Annotated in this window: 13 protein-coding genes, 1 pseudogene and 1 riboswitch; all 14 genes and pseudogenes read left to right on the top strand. The window is 44.4% G+C overall.

Features of this window, described 5'->3' with window-relative positions:
• The first annotated feature begins 17 nt into the window (after positions 1–17).
• On the top strand, positions 18–3155 hold the full coding sequence (locus ACH10T_RS06340; protein WP_394808472.1) for a formylglycine-generating enzyme family protein: 3138 nt from the start codon (positions 18–20) through the stop codon (positions 3153–3155).
• Positions 3156–3915: 760 nt separating this feature from the next.
• The gene (gene metK / locus ACH10T_RS06335; RefSeq protein ID WP_394808471.1) at positions 3916–5079 is read left to right on the top strand and encodes a methionine adenosyltransferase; all 1164 of its coding nucleotides are present in this window, start codon (positions 3916–3918) and stop codon (positions 5077–5079) included.
• Positions 5080–5128: 49 nt separating this feature from the next.
• Positions 5129–5206, top strand: a riboswitch (S-adenosyl-L-homocysteine riboswitch).
• Between the two features lie 15 nt (positions 5207–5221).
• Positions 5222–6655 (top strand): adenosylhomocysteinase, encoded by a 1434-nt coding sequence (gene ahcY / locus ACH10T_RS06330; RefSeq protein WP_394808470.1) that lies wholly within the window; start codon positions 5222–5224, stop codon positions 6653–6655.
• A gap of 143 nt (positions 6656–6798) precedes the next feature.
• Positions 6799–7659: a methylenetetrahydrofolate reductase [NAD(P)H] gene (gene metF, locus ACH10T_RS06325; protein ID WP_394808469.1), complete on the top strand. Its 861-nt coding sequence runs from the start codon at positions 6799–6801 to the stop codon at positions 7657–7659.
• Between the two features lie 220 nt (positions 7660–7879).
• The gene (locus ACH10T_RS06320; protein ID WP_394808468.1) at positions 7880–8569 is read left to right on the top strand and encodes a hypothetical protein; all 690 of its coding nucleotides are present in this window, start codon (positions 7880–7882) and stop codon (positions 8567–8569) included.
• Positions 8570–8630: 61 nt separating this feature from the next.
• Positions 8631–9497: a bifunctional methylenetetrahydrofolate dehydrogenase/methenyltetrahydrofolate cyclohydrolase FolD gene (gene folD, locus ACH10T_RS06315; RefSeq protein WP_394808467.1), complete on the top strand. Its 867-nt coding sequence runs from the start codon at positions 8631–8633 to the stop codon at positions 9495–9497.
• Positions 9498–9528: 31 nt separating this feature from the next.
• Positions 9529–12189 carry a pyruvate dehydrogenase (acetyl-transferring), homodimeric type gene (gene aceE, locus ACH10T_RS06310; RefSeq protein ID WP_394808466.1) on the top strand — a complete coding sequence of 887 codons (2661 nt, stop codon included), beginning with the start codon at positions 9529–9531 and terminating at the stop codon, positions 12187–12189.
• A gap of 94 nt (positions 12190–12283) precedes the next feature.
• Positions 12284–13594, top strand: coding sequence for a dihydrolipoyllysine-residue acetyltransferase (gene aceF / locus ACH10T_RS06305; protein ID WP_394808465.1), 1311 nt, complete (start codon positions 12284–12286; stop codon positions 13592–13594).
• Positions 13595–13658: 64 nt separating this feature from the next.
• Positions 13659–14336, top strand: coding sequence for a nicotinate-nucleotide adenylyltransferase (nadD, locus tag ACH10T_RS06300; protein WP_394808464.1), 678 nt, complete (start codon positions 13659–13661; stop codon positions 14334–14336).
• Positions 14333–14659, top strand: a complete 327-nt coding sequence (gene rsfS, locus ACH10T_RS06295; RefSeq protein ID WP_394808463.1) for a ribosome silencing factor — start codon at positions 14333–14335, stop codon at positions 14657–14659. The genes nadD and rsfS overlap by 4 nt, the downstream gene beginning before the upstream one ends.
• Before the next feature lie 59 nt (positions 14660–14718).
• Complete coding sequence (rlmH, locus tag ACH10T_RS06290; RefSeq protein WP_394808462.1) at positions 14719–15189, top strand: 23S rRNA (pseudouridine(1915)-N(3))-methyltransferase RlmH; 471 nt, start codon at positions 14719–14721, stop codon at positions 15187–15189.
• 113 nt (positions 15190–15302) lie between these two features.
• A complete protein-coding gene (locus ACH10T_RS06285; protein ID WP_394808461.1) occupies positions 15303–15923 on the top strand; it encodes a Maf family protein in 621 nt (206 codons plus the stop codon).
• A 139-nt stretch (positions 15924–16062) separates the two neighbouring features.
• A complete protein-coding gene (rng, locus tag ACH10T_RS06280; protein ID WP_394808460.1) occupies positions 16063–17520 on the top strand; it encodes a ribonuclease G in 1458 nt (485 codons plus the stop codon).
• 459 nt (positions 17521–17979) lie between these two features.
• Positions 17980–18383, top strand: a pseudogene (locus ACH10T_RS06275) (transposase); the annotation flags it as partial.
• Between the last annotated feature and the right edge of the window lie 158 nt (positions 18384–18541).

Genomic DNA, 18541 nt, shown 5'->3' with positions numbered 1-18541 from the left:
TTAGCTAACCGAATTCCGTGGATAGCCGAGAATTTTATTATTCCCACATCGATGAATTGGGTGCGTTGTTGCGCGCCGAAGGCATGGCGCACGGTGTCGATGTTTGGCTGTCGGTCGCGCGCTTGCTTAATCGGTTGCAACAGCAAGATAAGCTGCCAAAAGAAGCCAGCGAATTGGCACCGCTGCTGGGGCCGCTGTTTTGCCGGAATCCGGAGGAGCAAGCGCGTTTTTCGGTGCTGTTTGAACAATGGCTGAAAGGCGAGAACAAATCATCCCTGGCAACGGAAAACCGCATCAGCTCACCAGGCCGAAGTGCCTTCGTTGCCGCGCAAGAAGCCGCGCAAAAAACGCAAAAAATCTGGATTATGGGCGGCATCGCGCTGATCGTTTGCATGATCACCGTATTCTTGGTCAAGACACCGGACTGGTTTCTGCCAAAACCACCGTCGCCGCCGATCATAGAGCCCTTCAAAGATAAGCCGTCACAACCCATCCCCCGGCGCAAACCGCAGCAGCCTACTGCAACCGTTGCCATCGTCGATCACATCGCGCCACGGCCGCAACCGGAAGCGGATTATGTGGGGTTAGAATGGGAAAGTATCGTGCGCAATATCGGCTGGGCGTTGTTTGCATTGCCGTGGTTGCCAGTGCTTTTGATTTTGGCCTGGCGCTATCAACGCAATGCAGTTTTGCGCAAACAAACGGCATCGGTTGACGACCTGCTGCACCATTTCCGCTTTGATCGCATACTGCAACCCTTTTTTGGCGGCGCCAAGGCCGAGCAGGCATTACGCGTATTGCACGCAGCGCGGCTGGTGCCGACGCACCGCCTGCATATTACCGCCACCATCGAAGCCACCGCGCGCAGCGGCGGTTATTTCCTGCCGGTGTACTGCAATCGCCGGGTTGCCCCCGAACATTTGCTGCTGGTGCGCAGCCAGCATCGCAACGACCAGCAAGCGGCATTGGCGGAAGAATTGGAAAAGCGCTTTAAAACACTCGGACTAACAATCAACACCTATCGCTTTCGCGACGATCCGCGCTGGCTGGTGCGCTGGCATGACGACGACAGCAAAGCAAGCTACTACCAACTGCAGCAACTGGTGGCGCGGCACGAAGCCGCGCGCTTGCTGATCATCAGCGAAACAGCGATTCTGTTTCATCCATACAGCGGGGAGATTCGCACCTGGCTCGATGATTTGTCGCCTTGGCAGGACAAAGTTTGGCTTCACCCGCGCGATGCCGGTACCGCACACGCAGCACTATTGGCGCAGCACCACTTTCTGATGCTGCCGCTGGCGCAAGACAACCTGCCGCAACTGGTCGAACACCTGACCACGCCGCAATCGCGCAAGCTGATGCTACAAAAAACGGATCCATCGCCGCTGCCTGCACTGATCGCTGCCGAACCCGACGGCTGGCTCGGTGAACGCCCGCCTTATGGCGCGAATCTTGCCTTGCTGGTAGAGCAATTGCAGCAATTTCTGGCTGCCGATGGTTTGCGCTTGTTACGCGCAGTGGCGGTATTTCCAAAACCGCATTGGGCCTTGACGCGCGCGTTGGATTATTTACTATTTGAAAACTTAAATACCGCCGATCCGCTACCGCAGCGCGAACAGCGGCTGGCGCGCTTGAGCCGCTTGCCCTGGTTGACGCACGCGCATTTACCGGATTGGCTGCGGGAATACCTCCTGCTCGGCATGGACCGTGACGAAAGGCAACACGTAGCCACCGCCTGGCAGCGCTTATTCAACCGGCTGACCGATAAGGGCAGCCCCAATTCGCTGAGCCTTGAAGTCAGAACACCGCCTAAGCTGCAACTCAAACTAAAGCTCGATGACTTGCGTGCGCTCTCTCAGGACGATGCGATCAACGACCCGATTTTTGCCAATATCCTGTTGGGCGGGAAACTGGGCTTGCTGGATTTCCGTATTCCGCAAGCGCTGGCTAAGCTGCTGCCCAAAACCAATCAGTCTCTGATTCTGCGCCCGGCCTTAATCCTACTGTTTTGGGCGCTGCTCGGAACCGGTACGTTATACGCCGCCTGGCATTACGTCGGTCAGCATGCATTCGTCGACTATCAGCGCAACCAAATAACACAGGAAAATACCCAGTGGCACGTCACGCTCAACCACCGCGAAGACACGCAAGCACTGATGGAAGCTTTGCAAAACAAGTTGAAAGCCGTTCAGTTTCCCGTATCCATCGAACCGGATACCCGCAATGCCACGACGATCAACACCATCCGCTTTGCGCGCGGCGGACAGGCTGCTGCTGCACGGATTGCACGCAGTTTGGCTTGGCTGACGTATGGCACAGCAATCAACGTGATCGAGTCAACGGACTTATCTGCGGGCACTATTCAAATAAAACTTAACCGCACGTATCAACACAGTGCAGGATTCAATGATGAATTACGCTCATCACAAGAATCCCGGCTTCCCTTCGAACCCGAAATGGTACGCATCCCACCCGGTAAATTCCTAATGGGTTCGCTTAAAACAGAAGCCGGTCGAGATTCTGACGAAGATCCGCAACACGAAGTCACCATCGCCTATACTTTTGAAATCAGCAAATACGAAGTGACGTTTGACGAATACGATGCGTTTGCTAACGCAACCAAGCGGCAACTGCCCAGTGATAACGGTTGGGGGCGCGGCAAACGCCCGGTAATCAATGTGAGCTTTAACGATGCGCAAGCCTATGTCAAATGGCTGTCGGATAAAACCGGCAAGCAATACCGCCTGCCAACGGAAGCGGAATGGGAATACGCCGCGCGGGCTGGCACCCAAACTCGCTATTGGTGGGGCGATGATGTCGGCAAAAATAATGCAAACTGCGCTGGTTGCGGCAGTGAATGGGATGGTAAACAGACTGCACCGGCGGATTCATTTAAACCCAATGCATTCGGCCTGCATAACTCGGCAGGTAACGTGTGGGAATGGGTGGAGGATTGCTCGCATCAGAATTATCAAGGTGCGCCAGTGGACGGCTCGGCGTGGAAAGAAGCCCATGGCGGGGATTGTGGTGGCCGGGTGGTTCGTGGCGGTTCGTGGGGCGGCTTTCCGCAGTACTTGCGATCGGCTTTCCGGTACAGGTACTTCACCGATGCTGCCAACGATGGCCTGGGTTTTCGTATTGCCAGGGCTTTTTGATCTTTTGTTCTTTGTGCTTTGACCCTCTGCGGGTTTGGTTTTTGGGGTTGTTGGATAGATGAGCGCAGCGTAATCCGTCATTGATGCGGTTTTGTTCGCCGCTGCTTGGTGCATTGCGCTGTGCTTAATGCACCCTACAATTTTTACCAACCAACGCCATTGTTGTGTTCGGCTGGCGGCGGCTTGCTACCAAGCTACCATTTTTTATGAGTGCATCCGGCAAGGATGCGTTGGCTTGGAGGTGACAGCCCTCTAATCGACCTGTAAGAGGAAGAGTTAGCTGAACGGCGGGGGCGACTTTGCCATCACCCCGATTTTTATTGAGAACCTATATTCTTTCATCATTAACTCCCAAAGCTTTGTATGCTTTGACTCAATCAGCTTGTCATAATCATTTTTTACAAAGAGATAGGTCGGAATTTCGCAGTAAGTTAGATAAAGACAACTGAGAATTTTTAAGGGATTACTGATAAAACGCTAAAAAATACTATTTCTTTCCTGAGATTTACTCTGTTTTTTGTCTTCCAATGGACGAATGGTTTTTATGCTATCAGCTTTTCCTTCTATTGAGTAATTAGCCAGTCATTTGTTCTTGAATTCACCTGAATTTTTTTTCATTTCCCCCCCGGTTGTACCACTGTTCGAGTGACGCAAGGTTGTGGGCTGGGTGTCTAAAGTTGAGTGAAGTTAGACTGGATTCTGTTTTTAAAGGCTTAATCGGGTATACTGAACGACTTTTATAATTCTGATTGATTAAACTATGAGCGAATATCTTTTTACTTCTGAGTCTGTTTCTGAGGGTCATCCGGATAAGGTTGCTGATCAAATTTCAGATGCTGTTTTGGATGCGATTTTAAGTCAAGATGCCAATGCGCGCGTTGCTTGCGAAACATTATGTAGTACGGGCTTAATTGTGTTGTCGGGTGAGATAACTACACATGCTTCGGTTGATTACAACATAATTGCACGTGAAACAGTTAAGAATATTGGTTATACCAATTCTAATATTGGTTTTGATTCTACAACTTGCGCGGTTTTAACAGCTTTCAACAAACAGTCGCCCGATATTGCGCAAGGGGTTGACCGTACCAAAGAAGAAGAAATGGAGCAGGGGGCTGGTGATCAGGGGCTCATGTTCGGGTATGCGTGCGATGAAACTCCACAATTGATGCCAATGCCAATTTTTTACGCGCATCGTTTGGTAGAACGTCAAGCTGAACTGCGGAAAAAAGGAAAATTGGCATGGTTGCGTCCTGATGCCAAGTCACAAGTTTCGGTGCGCTACCAGAATGGTAAACCGCAAAGCATTGAAACTGTCGTCATCTCAACACAGCATGATCCTGATATTTCTCATCACGCATTGACCGAAGCAGTGATTGAAGAGATTATTAAGCCAGTATTACCTTCTGAACTCATCAGTGATCACATTAAATATCTGGTCAATCCAACGGGGCGTTTTGTTGTGGGTGGGCCGATGGGTGATTGTGGTTTAACCGGACGTAAAATTATTGTCGATAGTTATGGCGGTTCCGCGCATCATGGTGGCGGGGCTTTTTCTGGTAAAGATCCTTCTAAAGTTGATCGATCGGCGACTTATGCCGGACGCTATGTTGCAAAGAATATTGTGGCGGCTGGGATTGCCAGTAGATGTGAGGTGCAAGTTGCCTATGCCATTGGTGTTGCAAGACCTGTTTCATTGATGGTTAACACATTTGGGACAGGGAAAATTGCTGACGAAAAGATTGCCGAATTAATTGAAAGACATTTTGATTTACGTCCCCGCGGTATCATTCATGCACTGAATCTGTTACGCCCTATTTACGGAAAAACTGCAGCCTATGGACATTTTGGACGTGAGCTCCCTGAATTTACCTGGGAATTTACGGATAAAGCTGCTCAATTACGTGCCGATGCGGGTCTATAAATTATTATTAGCATTCCCGCTATTAGTAAATTCTAATTGATTTTTCCCCTATGTTGAGGAGCGCTGCAGCGGTTTGTTCCGTGAGGCTCAGCATAAGAGGGTATTGTTACAACGGCGCTCGTTCATATTTTAGGAGAAGACTATGAACGCTGTGCCTAATCCAAATGGTGGTTTCTTTACTGACTTTAAGGTTGCTGATATTTCATTGGCAGAATGGGGACGTAAAGAAATAGCAATCGCCGAAACAGAAATGCCAGGTTTGATGGCCCTGCGCAAAGAATATGCAAATCAGAAACCACTAGCAGGTGCACGCATTGCAGGTTCTTTGCATATGACAATTCAAACAGCTGTGCTGATTGAAACATTAGTGGCTTTAGGCGCAGAAGTGCGCTGGGCTTCGTGTAATATTTTCTCTACTCAGGACCACGCCGCTTCAGCCATAGCAGCTAAGAATATACCGGTATTTGCCTATAAGGGAGAATCCCTGGAAGATTACTGGGTATATGCTCACCAGATATTCGAATGGACAGTTTCCGGACAACCCAGTGGCGCCAATATGATCCTGGATGATGGTGGGGATGCTACATTGTTGCTTATTCTTGGCACTAAAGCTGAGAAAGATCTTTCAGTTATTGCCAACCCTACCAACGAAGAAGAAACCGTATTGTTTGCTTCAATCAAAAGCAAATTGTCATCCGAACCTAACTGGTATTCAAAAAATCTTGCCAGGATACGTGGGGTCACTGAAGAAACCACGACAGGGGTTCATCGTTTATATGAAATGCATAAAAATGGAGAACTTCCTTTTCCAGCGTTTAATGTTAATGATTCGGTGACCAAGTCAAAGTTTGACAATCTTTATGGCTGTAGGGAGTCACTGGTTGACGGTATCAAACGTGCTACTGATGTCATGATTGCTGGAAAGATTGCATTGGTTTGTGGATATGGTGATGTAGGCAAAGGTTGTGCACAATCATTACGTGGTTTAGGCGCTACCGTCTGGATTACCGAAATTGACCCAATCTGCGCGCTTCAAGCAGCGATGGAAGGGTATCGTGTGGTTACGATGAATGATGCTTGTGATCAAGCGGATATTTTTGTTACCGCGACCGGTAATCTGAGGGTAATAACGCATGATCACATGGTAAAAATGAAGGATCAAGCGATTGTTTGTAATATTGGACACTTCGACTCAGAAATTGATATCGCATCGATTCAGAAATATCAATGGGAAAATATCAAACCACAAGTTGATCATGTCATATTTCCGACAGGACGACGTATCATAGTTCTAGCGCAAGGTAGATTGGTTAACCTAGGATGTGCTACGGGTCATCCTTCTTTTGTGATGTCCAGTTCCTTTACCAATCAAGTATTGGCACAAATGGAGTTATGGCAAAATGGGGAAAATTACCAGAAAAACGTTTATGTATTACCAAAGCAACTGGATGAAAAAGTAGCACGTCTACATATTGGAAAGTTAGGGGTAAAACTCACCGAATTAACGGATGAGCAGGCATTATATTTAAGTCTCGATAAGAACGGACCCTATAAGCCAGCGATGTATCGATATTAATCATTTAATCTTTCTGAACGGGAGAGTCGTTTGAATTTACATAGATTCGAATGATTCTTTCATTTAGAAATAGCTTGTTATAAAAAAGAGCTGATTGGTATTAATGTGAATTGAAATAATTCTGACTCTATAAACTCGCAGAGATGAAATCACAAAAGAAATTCTCCCCGGCTTTCAGCTTTGAGCTTTTCCCTCCTCAAACCCCACAGGGTATTGAAAAACTCAGACTAACACGCAGGCAATTGGCTCAATATAATCCTAAATTCTTTTCTGTAACTTTTGGTGCAGGTGGCTCAACTCGTGAACGAACACTGGAAACAGTATTAGAAGCTCAAGCAGAAGGACACATTGTCGCTCCTCACCTTTCTTGTATTGGCTCGACTCAGCAGAATATTCGAGCTATCCTTGAGAAGTACTATCAAGCAGGCATACGGCATATTGTCGCGCTCCGTGGCGACTTGCCATCGGGTATGGCACAAGCTGGTGAATTTCGTTATGCCAGTGAATTGGTTGCTTTTATTCGGCAGGAATTTGGATCTTCGTTTCATATCGATGTGGCTGCTTACCCAGAGTACCACCCACAAGCACGTTCTGCGCAAGCAGATTTCGAGAATTTTAAGCGTAAAATTGAAACCGGCGCCAATTCTGCGATTACTCAATATTTCTATAATGCGGATGCCTATTATCATTTCGTCGAATCCTGTGATTCTGCAGGTTTGAATATCCCTATTGTTCCGGGCATCATGCCAATTAATAAGTTTTCCCAACTAGTTCGATTTTCAGATACTTGCGGAGCTGAAATTCCTCGCTGGATTCGTAAAAAACTGGAAGGTTATAGTGATGATAGTGCATCCATTCAAGCTTTTGGGTTGGATATTGTCACTGATCTTTGCGAACGTTTATTACAAGCAGGTGCGCCCGGATTACATTTCTACACACTAAATTCAGCCGACCTGACATCGATCATATGGCAACGCCTCAATCTTAAAGGGAATGCTGTTTAATCTCTACGGGTTCAATTCCCCGCCCCTTGGGATGAAAGCTGGTTGAAAACCAGTAGATTGAAGAGCGCTTTATTTTTAGATTCCCTTGCTTTTATTTGTTATCCTGATCAAATATAAACAGTATCATCGGTAGATGATATGATCTTTTTCCTCAATTCTTCAGCCGGTATATAATACGCATCACTATTCTGATTAAAATAATAAAGCATGGGGTTTCAAAATGAAAGAAGTAACAATTGATCCAGATAAATCCACAACCGAAGCAACAATTCCGGAGATAGCCGCTTCAGATGTTTCAACAATGGATGCTTGTGTTGCGCACGCAAAAGAAATACTGACGGCTCAGCTTGAGCGCATCAAAAGTAAAGATTATGACTTTGCGCCTGAATTTAAAGACATGACCATTCAGCTTTATTTATTGGGCGTTATGTGGAAATTTTCTGAGAATTTGGGAAATGTAAATGAAGCACGTGAATTGGCTTTTGTCGCCTTGAGAGCCATGCTAATTCAAGATGGGCTGCATAAAAAGAAAGCGCCCAAACGAATTGAATTTCTGAGAAAAATGTCAAAAATTGAAGATGATCACAATGCTTTGGCCGTAGCTATCGGATATGAATCTGAACCTGGTGATAATAGTCTGGCAGAAGTTTTTGATCATTACATCGATGATACGCAAGTTTCAGGTGCTTTCTGGCGATTATATGATCGCGGTAGAAAGATTATGTTGTATGGTGGTTTATTTATCGCCTTTGCCGTGATCTGGTTTGTAACATTGTTTATGCCAGGAAATAGTGCGATTGCAGTTCTTGCTGCCGGATTGATCTCGGCGGCTCTTTTTGTAATACCGGTATTTCTTATTGGTGTATTTATATATCGCAAAAAAATAAAGAAAAATAAACTAGCTGGTTGATCTTCGAAATTGAATCCGCGGAAATTAATATTAACTGATCAAACCGATTATTGGCGTAAAAATGGACGCTTATATTATAGATGGCAAGAAAATAGCCGAGTCGGTACGTGCCGAATGGAAATTACGGACTGAGAAACTGATCCAATCCGGTATTAAACCTGGATTGGCAGTGATTATCGTTGGAGACAATGCTGCATCGGGTATTTATGTCAGGAATAAAGTTAAAGCTTGTAGTGAAATTGGCATTTACTCGGAAGTGCATAGTTTTACAGGGAATACGCAGCAAAGTGAGGTATTAAACTGTATTCAATCACTCAATGAAAATCCACATATTCACGGTATTCTGGTTCAATTACCATTACCCCCGAATTTTGAGAATAATCGTGTAATTACATCCATTGCCGTAGAGAAAGATGTGGATGGTTTTCATCTTTACAACATCGGTGCATTGGTTACCGGAAATACAGTATTCTCACCTTGCACACCTAATGGTGTTATGGTGATGCTGGAAAAAAATCATATTCCGATTGAAGGTAAACATGCCGTGGTGATTGGACGTAGCAACATCGTGGGTAAACCGATGGCATTGATGTTGTTGGAGCGGGGAGCCACTGTCACCATTTGCACTTCAAAGACACGTGATTTACCTCAATTTACAAAAAATGCTGATATCCTGGTGGTGGCAATAGGAAAACCGCGCATGATTACAGCAGAAATGGTAAAGCCTGGTGCGGTAGTAATTGATGTGGGTATTAATCGATTACCGGATGGGAAACTCTGCGGTGATGTTGATTATGAGTCTGTTAAAAGTGTTGCAGGTTATATTACTCCAGTTCCTGGCGGGGTAGGGCCGATGACCATTTCCATGTTGCTATGTAATACCATTTTGGCGGCTGAACGTGTACAAACCGGTATTAATAATAGATAAGCAAGTTAAATTTTGATGAGTGTGGCAGAACATGGAATTGCAACCTGATATCGATCCACAGGAAACACAAGAATGGCTGGATGCTCTGGATTCGGTCATCATCAGTATGGGTGGAGAGCGTGCGCATTTTCTATTGGAAAAGCTCATTGAAAAAACTCGCCGCTCAGGTGCTTACCTGCCTTATAGCGCCACAACTGCTTATATCAATACAATTCCGCCTGGTAAAGAAGAACGCTCACCTGGAAATAATGCGATAGAGCACCGTATTCGTTCCTATGTGCGATGGAACGCGATGGCCATGGTGTTGCGCGCCAATAGAAATACCAATGTGGGCGGTCACATAGCCAGTTTCGCATCGGCTGCAACACTTTATGACGTAGGCTATCATCATTTCTGGCATGCACCCTGTGAAACACACGGCGGGGATTTGGTCTATATTCAGGGTCATTCTTCTCCGGGTGTCTATGCCTATGCATTTCTTTTTGGGCACTTAAGCCAAGAACAACTTGATAATTTCCGTCAAGAAACTGGCGGTAATGGTCTGTCTTCTTATCCGCATCCGTGGTTGATGCCAACCTTCTGGAAATTTCCTACAGTTTCAATGGGGTTGGGGCCTCTTATGGCCATTTATCAAGCGCGATTTATGAAGTATTTAGATTGTCGCGGGCTCGTCAATACTGAAGGCCGAAAAATCTGGGCATTTATGGGCGATGGCGAGATGGACGAGCCAGAGTCATTGGGTGCAATTTCATTGGCATCTCGCGAGAATCTCGATAATTTAATCTTTGTTGTTAATTGTAATCTTCAGCGCTTGGATGGCCCGGTACGGGGAAATGGAAAAATTATTCAGGAACTAGAAGGCGCCTTTCGTGGCGCTGGATGGAATGTGATCAAGGTGATCTGGGGTTCTTATTGGGATCCTTTGTTGGCTAAAGATACCAAAGGATTACTACAAAAACGCATGATGGAATGTGTTGATGGTGAATACCAAAATTTTAAAGCCAGAGATGGGGCATATGTACGTGAACACTTTTTTGGCAAATATCCTGAGTTATTGGAAATGGTTGCCAATATGTCTGATGATGATATCTGGCGGTTAAACCGGGGCGGGCATGATCCTTATAAAGTTTATGCCGCCTATGCTGCTGCGGTAAAACATACCGGTCAGCCGACAGTAATACTGGCCAAAACTATCAAAGGTTATGGTATGGGAGAAGCCGGTGAAGCACAGAATATTACTCATCAGCAAAAAAAGATGGGGACAACTTCATTAAAAGCCTTCCGGAATCGCTTTGGTCTGGAGATACCGGATGACAAGATCGACGAAGTGCCTTACCTTACTTTAACCGAAGATTCCCCAGAATTTATCTATATGCAAGAGCGGCGTAAAGCTTTGGGCGGTACTTTTCATAGCCGAAAAACCAGTGCTCAAGCATTGCAAATACCACCTTTATCAGCTTTTGAGTCTTTGCTGAAAGCCAGCGGAGAAGGGCGTGAATCCTCAACAACCATGGCTTTTGTGCGTATTCTTAATATCCTAGTTAAAGATAAACAGATCGGTAAGCATATTGTCCCGATTGTCGCTGATGAATCGCGCACTTTTGGTATGGAAGGCATGTTCCGTCAATTGGGAATCTGGTCATCCGTAGGGCAACTGTATACACCGCAGGATGCTGATCAGCTGATGTATTACAAGGAAGACAAGCACGGACAGATTCTGCAGGAAGGTATCAATGAAGCAGGTGCCATGTCATCCTGGATAGCTGCAGCGACATCCTATAGCACTCATGGGATTCAGATGATTCCATTCTTTATATTCTATTCGATGTTTGGTTTTCAGCGTATCGGAGATTTAGCTTGGGCTGCCGGGGATATGCGTTGTCGTGGCTTTTTGCTGGGAGGAACGGCCGGACGCACGACTTTGAACGGGGAGGGGCTCCAGCATGAAGATGGACACAGCCATATTGTTGCTTCAACGATTCCCAATTGCGTATCGTATGATCCGGCATTTGCATATGAATTGGCTGTCATTATCCAGGATGGATTGCGACGCATGTATCTGGAACAAGAGGATGTCTACTATTACATCACTGTAATGAATGAAAACTACTCGCATCCTGAAATGCCGGATGGCGTTGAAAATGACATACTGAAGGGTATGTATTTATTTAGCGAAGGAAATAAGAACAGTAAGGAATTGCATGTGCAGTTGCTGGGTGCTGGCACTATCCTTCGTGAAGTGATTGCAGCGGCAGAAATTCTCAAGAATGAATATAACATTAATGCTGATATCTGGAGCGCGACCAGCTTTAATGAATTAAGGCGTGAAGCATTAAGTGTGACACGCTGGAATATGCTGCACCCCGCTCAGCCAGCGAAAGTATCCCATGTAGAAAGTTGCTTTAAAGGTCGGGAAGGGCCTGTTGTGGCAGCCACTGATTACATGAAAATTTATGCGGACCAGATTCGTGAATTTATTCCTGGAAAATATCGTGTTTTGGGAACGGATGGATTCGGCCGTTCGGATACGCGCGAAAAATTGCGCCATTTCTTTGAAGTCGATCGATTCTATATTACGGTTGCAGCACTTAAAGCATTATCTGAAGATGGGAAAATCTCAAAACAACAGATTATTCAAGCGATAGAAAAATACGGCATTGATCCAGAAAGACCTGATCCAGCAATCAGTTAAATCAGAAATTGATTTATAAAACGTAAGAATCGATAACATAAGTAAAATGACTGCATCATAGTCTTTTCGGAGTGAGGCAATTTGAGGAAAGCATGTGATTGAATTGAGAAAAATATTAATTCCTGATATCGGTGATTTCAAAGATGTTCCAGTTATTGAAGTTCTGATAAAAGCTGGTGATGAAGTTAAAGCTGAAGATTCATTAATCACACTGGAGTCCGACAAAGCCACTATAGAGATTCCATCTCCATACTGCGGCATAATTAAAGAAATTTATGTCAAAGCAGGTGATAAAGTATCCGAAGGGACAGCGGTTCTAACCATTGAAGTTTCAGATAGTGACCATGCGGTAGATCCTAATCTAGTTTCTGAAATTGCGCTGGTTAAGAAAACTGTTGCAGCACTACCTGAAATAGCAGTCAAGCAAGTTGCCATTCAGCAAATTCAGAAATTACCACTGCAAAAAGAATCATCAGTCAGTAGTACTTTTTCTAAAGCACATGCCAGTCCATCAATACGCCGCTTCGCACGGGAATTGGGGGTGAATCTCGATTTAATCACAGGCAGTGGTCCTAAATATCGAATACTCAAAGAAGATGTGCAGGCCTATGTAAAAACCGAACTATCAAAAGCTCGTAGCAGTGGAACCGGACTGGCACTTAATTTACTGCCGTGGCCACAAGTTAATTTTGCCAAATTCGGCCCGATTGAGCTAAAACCGTTAACGCGGATTAAACAAATTTCTGGTGCCAATTTGCACCGGAATTGGGTAATGATTCCGCATGTGACCCAGTTTGATGAAGCTGATATTACTGATTTAGAGACTTTACGAAAAGAATCCAATGAAAGTGATAAGGAAAATAAAGTAAAATTAACATTATTGGCTTTTTTGATGAAGGCATTAATTGCGCCTTTGAAAAAATTTCCAGAATTCAATGCATCCCTCGATAATACTGTAGATGGCGAAGCTAATCTGATCATTAAGCATTTTTATCATATCGGTTTTGCCGTCGATACGATCAATGGATTAGTTGTTCCTGTCATTAAGGATGTCGATCAGAAGGGAATCATAACTATCGCCGAAGAATTGACAAAACTATCTTTGCTGGCACGGGAAGGTAAATTAAAGCCAACTGATATGCAAGGCGCAAGTTTTACCATTTCCAGCTTGGGTGGAATTGGCGGCACTGCGTTTACACCGATTATCAATGCACCTGAAGTTGCCATTTTGGGTATTTCAAAGGCAAGTATTAAGCCTGTTTATCGTGACAACCAATTTATTCCACGCTTAATGCTTCCCTTGTCACTCTCCTATGATCACCGAGTTATTGATGGAGCAACTGCTGCGCGTTTTACGACTCATTTATCAGAAGTATTGACGGATATGCGTTTGGCTTTATTATAAGCAGATATGAGGGATATTTGATAAAAAAAGAATTTGATATCAATGGGTTTTCATACTGACACAGGTGGCGGCTATCGATAAATTTCCTCTCATTGGTATTTATGGTGGAACATTTGATCCTATCCATTATGGCCATCTACGTATTGCTGAAGAATTGCTCGATATGATCAATCTGAAGCGTATCATCTTTGTTCCTTCTGGTGCCCCCCGTTTACGTGCGGCTCCTATTGCAGCAAGAAATCATCGCTCTAATATGGTACATCTGGCCATCCGGGATAACAGTATGTTTTCGCTTGATGAACGGGAAGTCAATCGTCCCGGAGTAAGTACAACGATCGAGTCACTCCGAGAATATCAATGCGAATTGGGAGATAGCGCAGCACTTTGCTTTATCCTTGGGATGGATGCATTTGTAAAAATAAATCAGTGGCATAATTGGCATGAGTTGTTCAGTCTATGCCATATGATAATTGTCGCACGTCCAGGTTATACATCCCCCAATGATTATCAAATTCTACCAGTAGATATCAAGAAGGAATTTATTTCCCGTCATGTTTTGAATGCCAATGATCTAGGGCTCCAAACCAGCGGTTTTATCTATACGGCACAAACATCATTGTTGGAAATTTCTGCTTCACATATACGATCATTGATAAATGCCGGGAAAAGCATACGTTATTTGCTTCCAGAAAACGTCTCTGATTATATTAAATCTAACTGTTTATATACCGGGAACATATGAATTCAGAAAAGCTGGTTAATATCGTTGTCGATGCACTTGAAGATATTAAGTCCTATGATATTGATGTGATTAATGTTTCAAAAATAACATCAATGTTTGAATATATCGTTATTGCGAGTGCAGATTCTTCGCGCCAGACAAAATCTCTGGCTAACAATGTGCAAGAAAGAGTTAAAGCTGCTGGGGGAAGAGTTTATAGTATGGAAGGCGAGCAGACAGGAGAATGGCTGCTCGTTGATTTAGGAGACGTGATTGTGCATATCATGCTACCGGTTGCACGCGAATACTATAATTTGAAGGCATTATGGTCTGGACAAAATTAAAACAAGCTACCCCTGGCGCAACAGAGTGTGAACTGTCTGTCTTCTGATTTATCCCAATCATGAAATTTTTTATACTCGCGGTTGGAAACAAAATGCCGGATTGGGTCAGGACAGGCTATTTTGAGTATATCAAACGTTTGCCGCGTGAAATAACAATTAATTTAATTGAGATTAAGCCCGAAAAGCGTGTCAGTGGAAAACAAACCGGGCAACTGTTACTGGCCGAGTGTCAGCGGATTCGTGCAGTTCTGCCACCCGACTGCCATATTGTGGTTCTTGATGAAGGCGGCCAACAATGGGCAACAGTAAAATTTGCAAATGTAATAAAAGAATGGACGACTAATGGGAGTTCTGTTGCATTTGTTATTGGGAGTGCGGATGGGTTGCATGCCGATATCAAGCAGACAGCAAGTGAAATGCTCGCTTTATCAAAGCTTACCTTACCACATGGTCTTGTACGCGTTTTGCTGGCGGAACAACTGTATCGCGCCGTATCGATTATCAAGAATCATCCATATCATAGAAGTTAAGTGAAATCATGAAGTCATGACTAGCATCACTTTCCATTTCTCTTTTAAGATACGATGGATAAAACAATAGGGATAAAAATTAAGCGTATTTGAATTATAGAGTATTGATTACGATGTTTTCAGAAAACCAAATATATCTTGCTTCAAGAAGTCCAAGAAGACGTGAATTGTTAAGGCAAATCGGTGTGAAGTGTAATCTATTAATGATGCGGGAAACGCTTGGCCGTGAAATTGATGTTGATGAACAACCGCTTGTTGACGAGTCACCGACTGATTATATCTATCGTATTACTCAATCTAAAGCTGATGAAGGCTGGAGGCGAGTGATCCAGCGCCGATTGCCAATACTACCCGTATTGGTGGCTGATACGATTGTTACTATTGATGGTTGTATTTTAGGTAAGCCACAAGATGATAAACATGCAGAAGAAATGCTAAAAACATTGTCAGGCCGCTCACATCAAGTTTTAACAGCCATTGGTGTTGGGGTCAAGGATAAAATACAAGTTAGATTATCGACATCAACAGTAAGATTTCGTGAGATCAGCGAGCGAGAGATTCGTAATTACCTGGCAAATAACAATATCCTGGATAAAGCAGGTGCTTACGCTATTCAAGGCATGGCTGCTGCGTTTATTGTTGAGATATCCGGCAGCTATAGCGGAATCATGGGGTTGCCTCTCTATGAAACAGCACAATTATTAGAAGAAATTGGTATAGGGATTTTTCAATAACTGTCAGTCAATTAGGGCTCTAAGCTATTGAAATTAGAATGTAGTATTGCACAAATTTCTATAGCGCAAGTATTGTCTTATGCATGCTTAGCTTTCAAATCCAGAGATCAGACTTACTATATGTATAGTTCATACTCAAATGAGCAATGAAATTCTTGTAAATATCACCCCGCAAGAAACCAGAGTAGCCATACTAGAACAAGGTGTGACACAAGAGTTGCATATTGAACGGACGAGCGGCCGTGGCATTGTGGGCAATATTTATAATGGACGTGTCAGTCGCGTTCTGCCGGGGATGCAATCGGCTTTTGTCGATATAGGCCTTGACCGGGCAGCATTTTTACATGTGGCGGACATAAGGACTTCCAGTCAAGAGGGAGATACCACCAAACCAATTGAGAAGCTATTATACGAGGGTAATAGCATCTTGGTGCAAGTGATCAAGGATGCGATTGGTACAAAAGGTGCGCGACTGTCCACACAAATCAGCTTGGCGGGCCGCCTATTGGTTTATCTACCTCATCAAGAGTCTCACATCGGTATCTCTCAACGCATTGAAGATGACAGTGAGCGTGAGTTGTTGCGCGAGAAATTACAACAAATTCTACCTGCAGATGAAAAGGGTGGCTACATTATCAGAACAATGGCTGAAACTGCGGATGAAAGTAATTTACGTGCCGATTTCGAGTATCTGCACAAGTTGTGGCATGACATCCAGCAACAATCTGTGACTATTGCCGCACCTATTTTGCTTTATCAAGATCTGGATTTAAGTCACCGGGTATTGCGAGATTATGTGAATGAAGATACTGAGCGGATACTAATAGATTCCCGTGAAAATTATCAAAAACTTGTGAAATTCGCGCAAAGCTATATGACGTATATCGCTGAGCGCATAATTCTGTATACCGGGGATCGTCCATTATTTGATCTGTATGGCGTTGAGGATGAAATTGAAAGATCTCTGGCTAAGCGCGTTAATCTGAAATCTGGCGGATATCTGATTATTGATCAAACGGAAGCGCTTACTACCATGGATGTCAACACAGGCGGATTTGTCGGTGTAAGAAATTTCGACGACACCATCTTTAAAACAAATCTTGAAGCCGCTCAGGTAATCGCAAGGCAGCTTCGGTTACGCAATTTGGGTGGAATAATCATTATTGATTTTATCGATATGGATTCTGAAGAACATAAGAATTCGGTATTGACTGAATTTAATAGAGCTTTGCTAAAGGATCGTACGCGTATCACGGTCAATGGGTTTAGCACACTTGGATTGGTTGAGATGACGCGTAAACGTACTCGGGAGAGTCTTGCACATGTATTGTGTGAATCCTGTCCGACCTGTCAAGGGCGAGGAGAAATCAGAACAGCACAAACCATTTGCTATGAAATCCTCCGTGAACTACTACGAGAATCCAGGCAGTTTGAAGCCAACGAATTCCGTATTCTTGCTTCACAGCAAGTGATTGATTTATTTCTTGATGAGGAATCTCAAAGCTTGGCGCAATTGGGTGACTTTATAGCTAAACCGATAAGCTTGCAGGTTGAAGAATCCTATACACAAGAACAATATGATGTCATATTGATGTAGTGTATTTCTTTTAAGTCTTGTCCTTAAGATCTAGAAAGATAACAGGTAACCAATAGAGAAAAAAGATAACACTGCAAGATATTTGCCCAGTTTTATATTCATGATCTTCATGATCGTAATAACTCCAAGTAGAACAACACAAGTGCGCATTCTACTGAATCAATCTCTCAGATGTATATCAGGAAAAACTATGGTTATTACTAAGGGAAACCATTAGCAGGCATTGAGAAGCTATCTGCATGACCACTGTGCCGGTACTAAAACAGACTCGGGATGCTCCTTTATTAGATGTAGGCTACATTTCTTCCTGTTTTTCATGCAGCCTGTGCTTTAATAGTCCATCCTGAAAAACGCTTGGAAACCGAATAAATGTTCGAATGCATGCGAATTAGCAAACGCTGAAATCCCTGGGAAATTATAATATAGGCATCAAAACCTGAGGGAATTAGGGAAACTTAAATGCCGACCGATGATTTTTTTCATGCTCGTCTCGACCAGATGATCGATCTGCACCATCCCTTGGTGGTATTAGCAAATCGACTGCCGTGGCTCCAGATCGAAGCAGCGCTTGCGCCAGCTTTTGAGCGCAAGAATCGTCAAAGCCAAGTGGTAGAGTTCAGCGATTTTTCGGCACAGCGTTAGCGACTGTGGGCACAGGAGTGAGTGCTGCGGGCCGACCTCGTTTGCTGATTCGGTTAATGGCTTCGCTGCTGTATCTGAAACACGCATTCAACCTCAGTGACGAAGAACTGGTGATCCGCTAGTCCGAGAATGTGGTCTGGCAGTATTTCAGTGGACAGGCGTACTACACACCGAAGTTACTCTGTGACGCTACTCTGCGCTCCATGCTGTGTGCGGCGGGATACAACCTGGCTGATGAGGGCAGTACTCCGCTTGGGGCTAAAGGGTGTTTTGTTGCGCTTTGCGTTGCTTCAGTTGATCAACCGCTTCCGCGCAAAACAACCATATATCGGCGAAGCTTGCTTGCATACAAAGCCACCGCCACGGTTAAGTGAATTTT

This window comes from Nitrosomonas sp. (assembly GCF_043753625.1).
Lineage (GTDB): Bacteria > Pseudomonadota > Gammaproteobacteria > Burkholderiales > Nitrosomonadaceae > Nitrosomonas.
The sequence above is the reverse complement of the archived record's forward strand: the minus strand, read 5'-3'. Positions and strand labels throughout refer to the sequence as shown.

Excerpts from the sequence above, each read along its gene's own strand:
- metK (WP_394808471.1), top strand. The coding sequence starts at position 3,916 with ATGAGCGAATATCTTTTTACTTCTGAGTCTGTTTCTGAGGGTCATCCG.
- ahcY (WP_394808470.1), top strand. The coding sequence starts at position 5,222 with ATGAACGCTGTGCCTAATCCAAATGGTGGTTTCTTTACTGACTTTAAG.
- metF (WP_394808469.1), top strand. The coding sequence starts at position 6,799 with ATGAAATCACAAAAGAAATTCTCCCCGGCTTTCAGCTTTGAGCTTTTC.
- ACH10T_RS06320 (WP_394808468.1), top strand. The coding sequence starts at position 7,880 with ATGAAAGAAGTAACAATTGATCCAGATAAATCCACAACCGAAGCAACA.
- folD (WP_394808467.1), top strand. The coding sequence starts at position 8,631 with ATGGACGCTTATATTATAGATGGCAAGAAAATAGCCGAGTCGGTACGT.
- aceE (WP_394808466.1), top strand. The coding sequence starts at position 9,529 with ATGGAATTGCAACCTGATATCGATCCACAGGAAACACAAGAATGGCTG.
- rsfS (WP_394808463.1), top strand. The coding sequence starts at position 14,333 with ATGAATTCAGAAAAGCTGGTTAATATCGTTGTCGATGCACTTGAAGAT.
- rlmH (WP_394808462.1), top strand. The coding sequence starts at position 14,719 with ATGAAATTTTTTATACTCGCGGTTGGAAACAAAATGCCGGATTGGGTC.
- ACH10T_RS06285 (WP_394808461.1), top strand. The coding sequence starts at position 15,303 with ATGTTTTCAGAAAACCAAATATATCTTGCTTCAAGAAGTCCAAGAAGA.
- rng (WP_394808460.1), top strand. The coding sequence starts at position 16,063 with ATGAGCAATGAAATTCTTGTAAATATCACCCCGCAAGAAACCAGAGTA.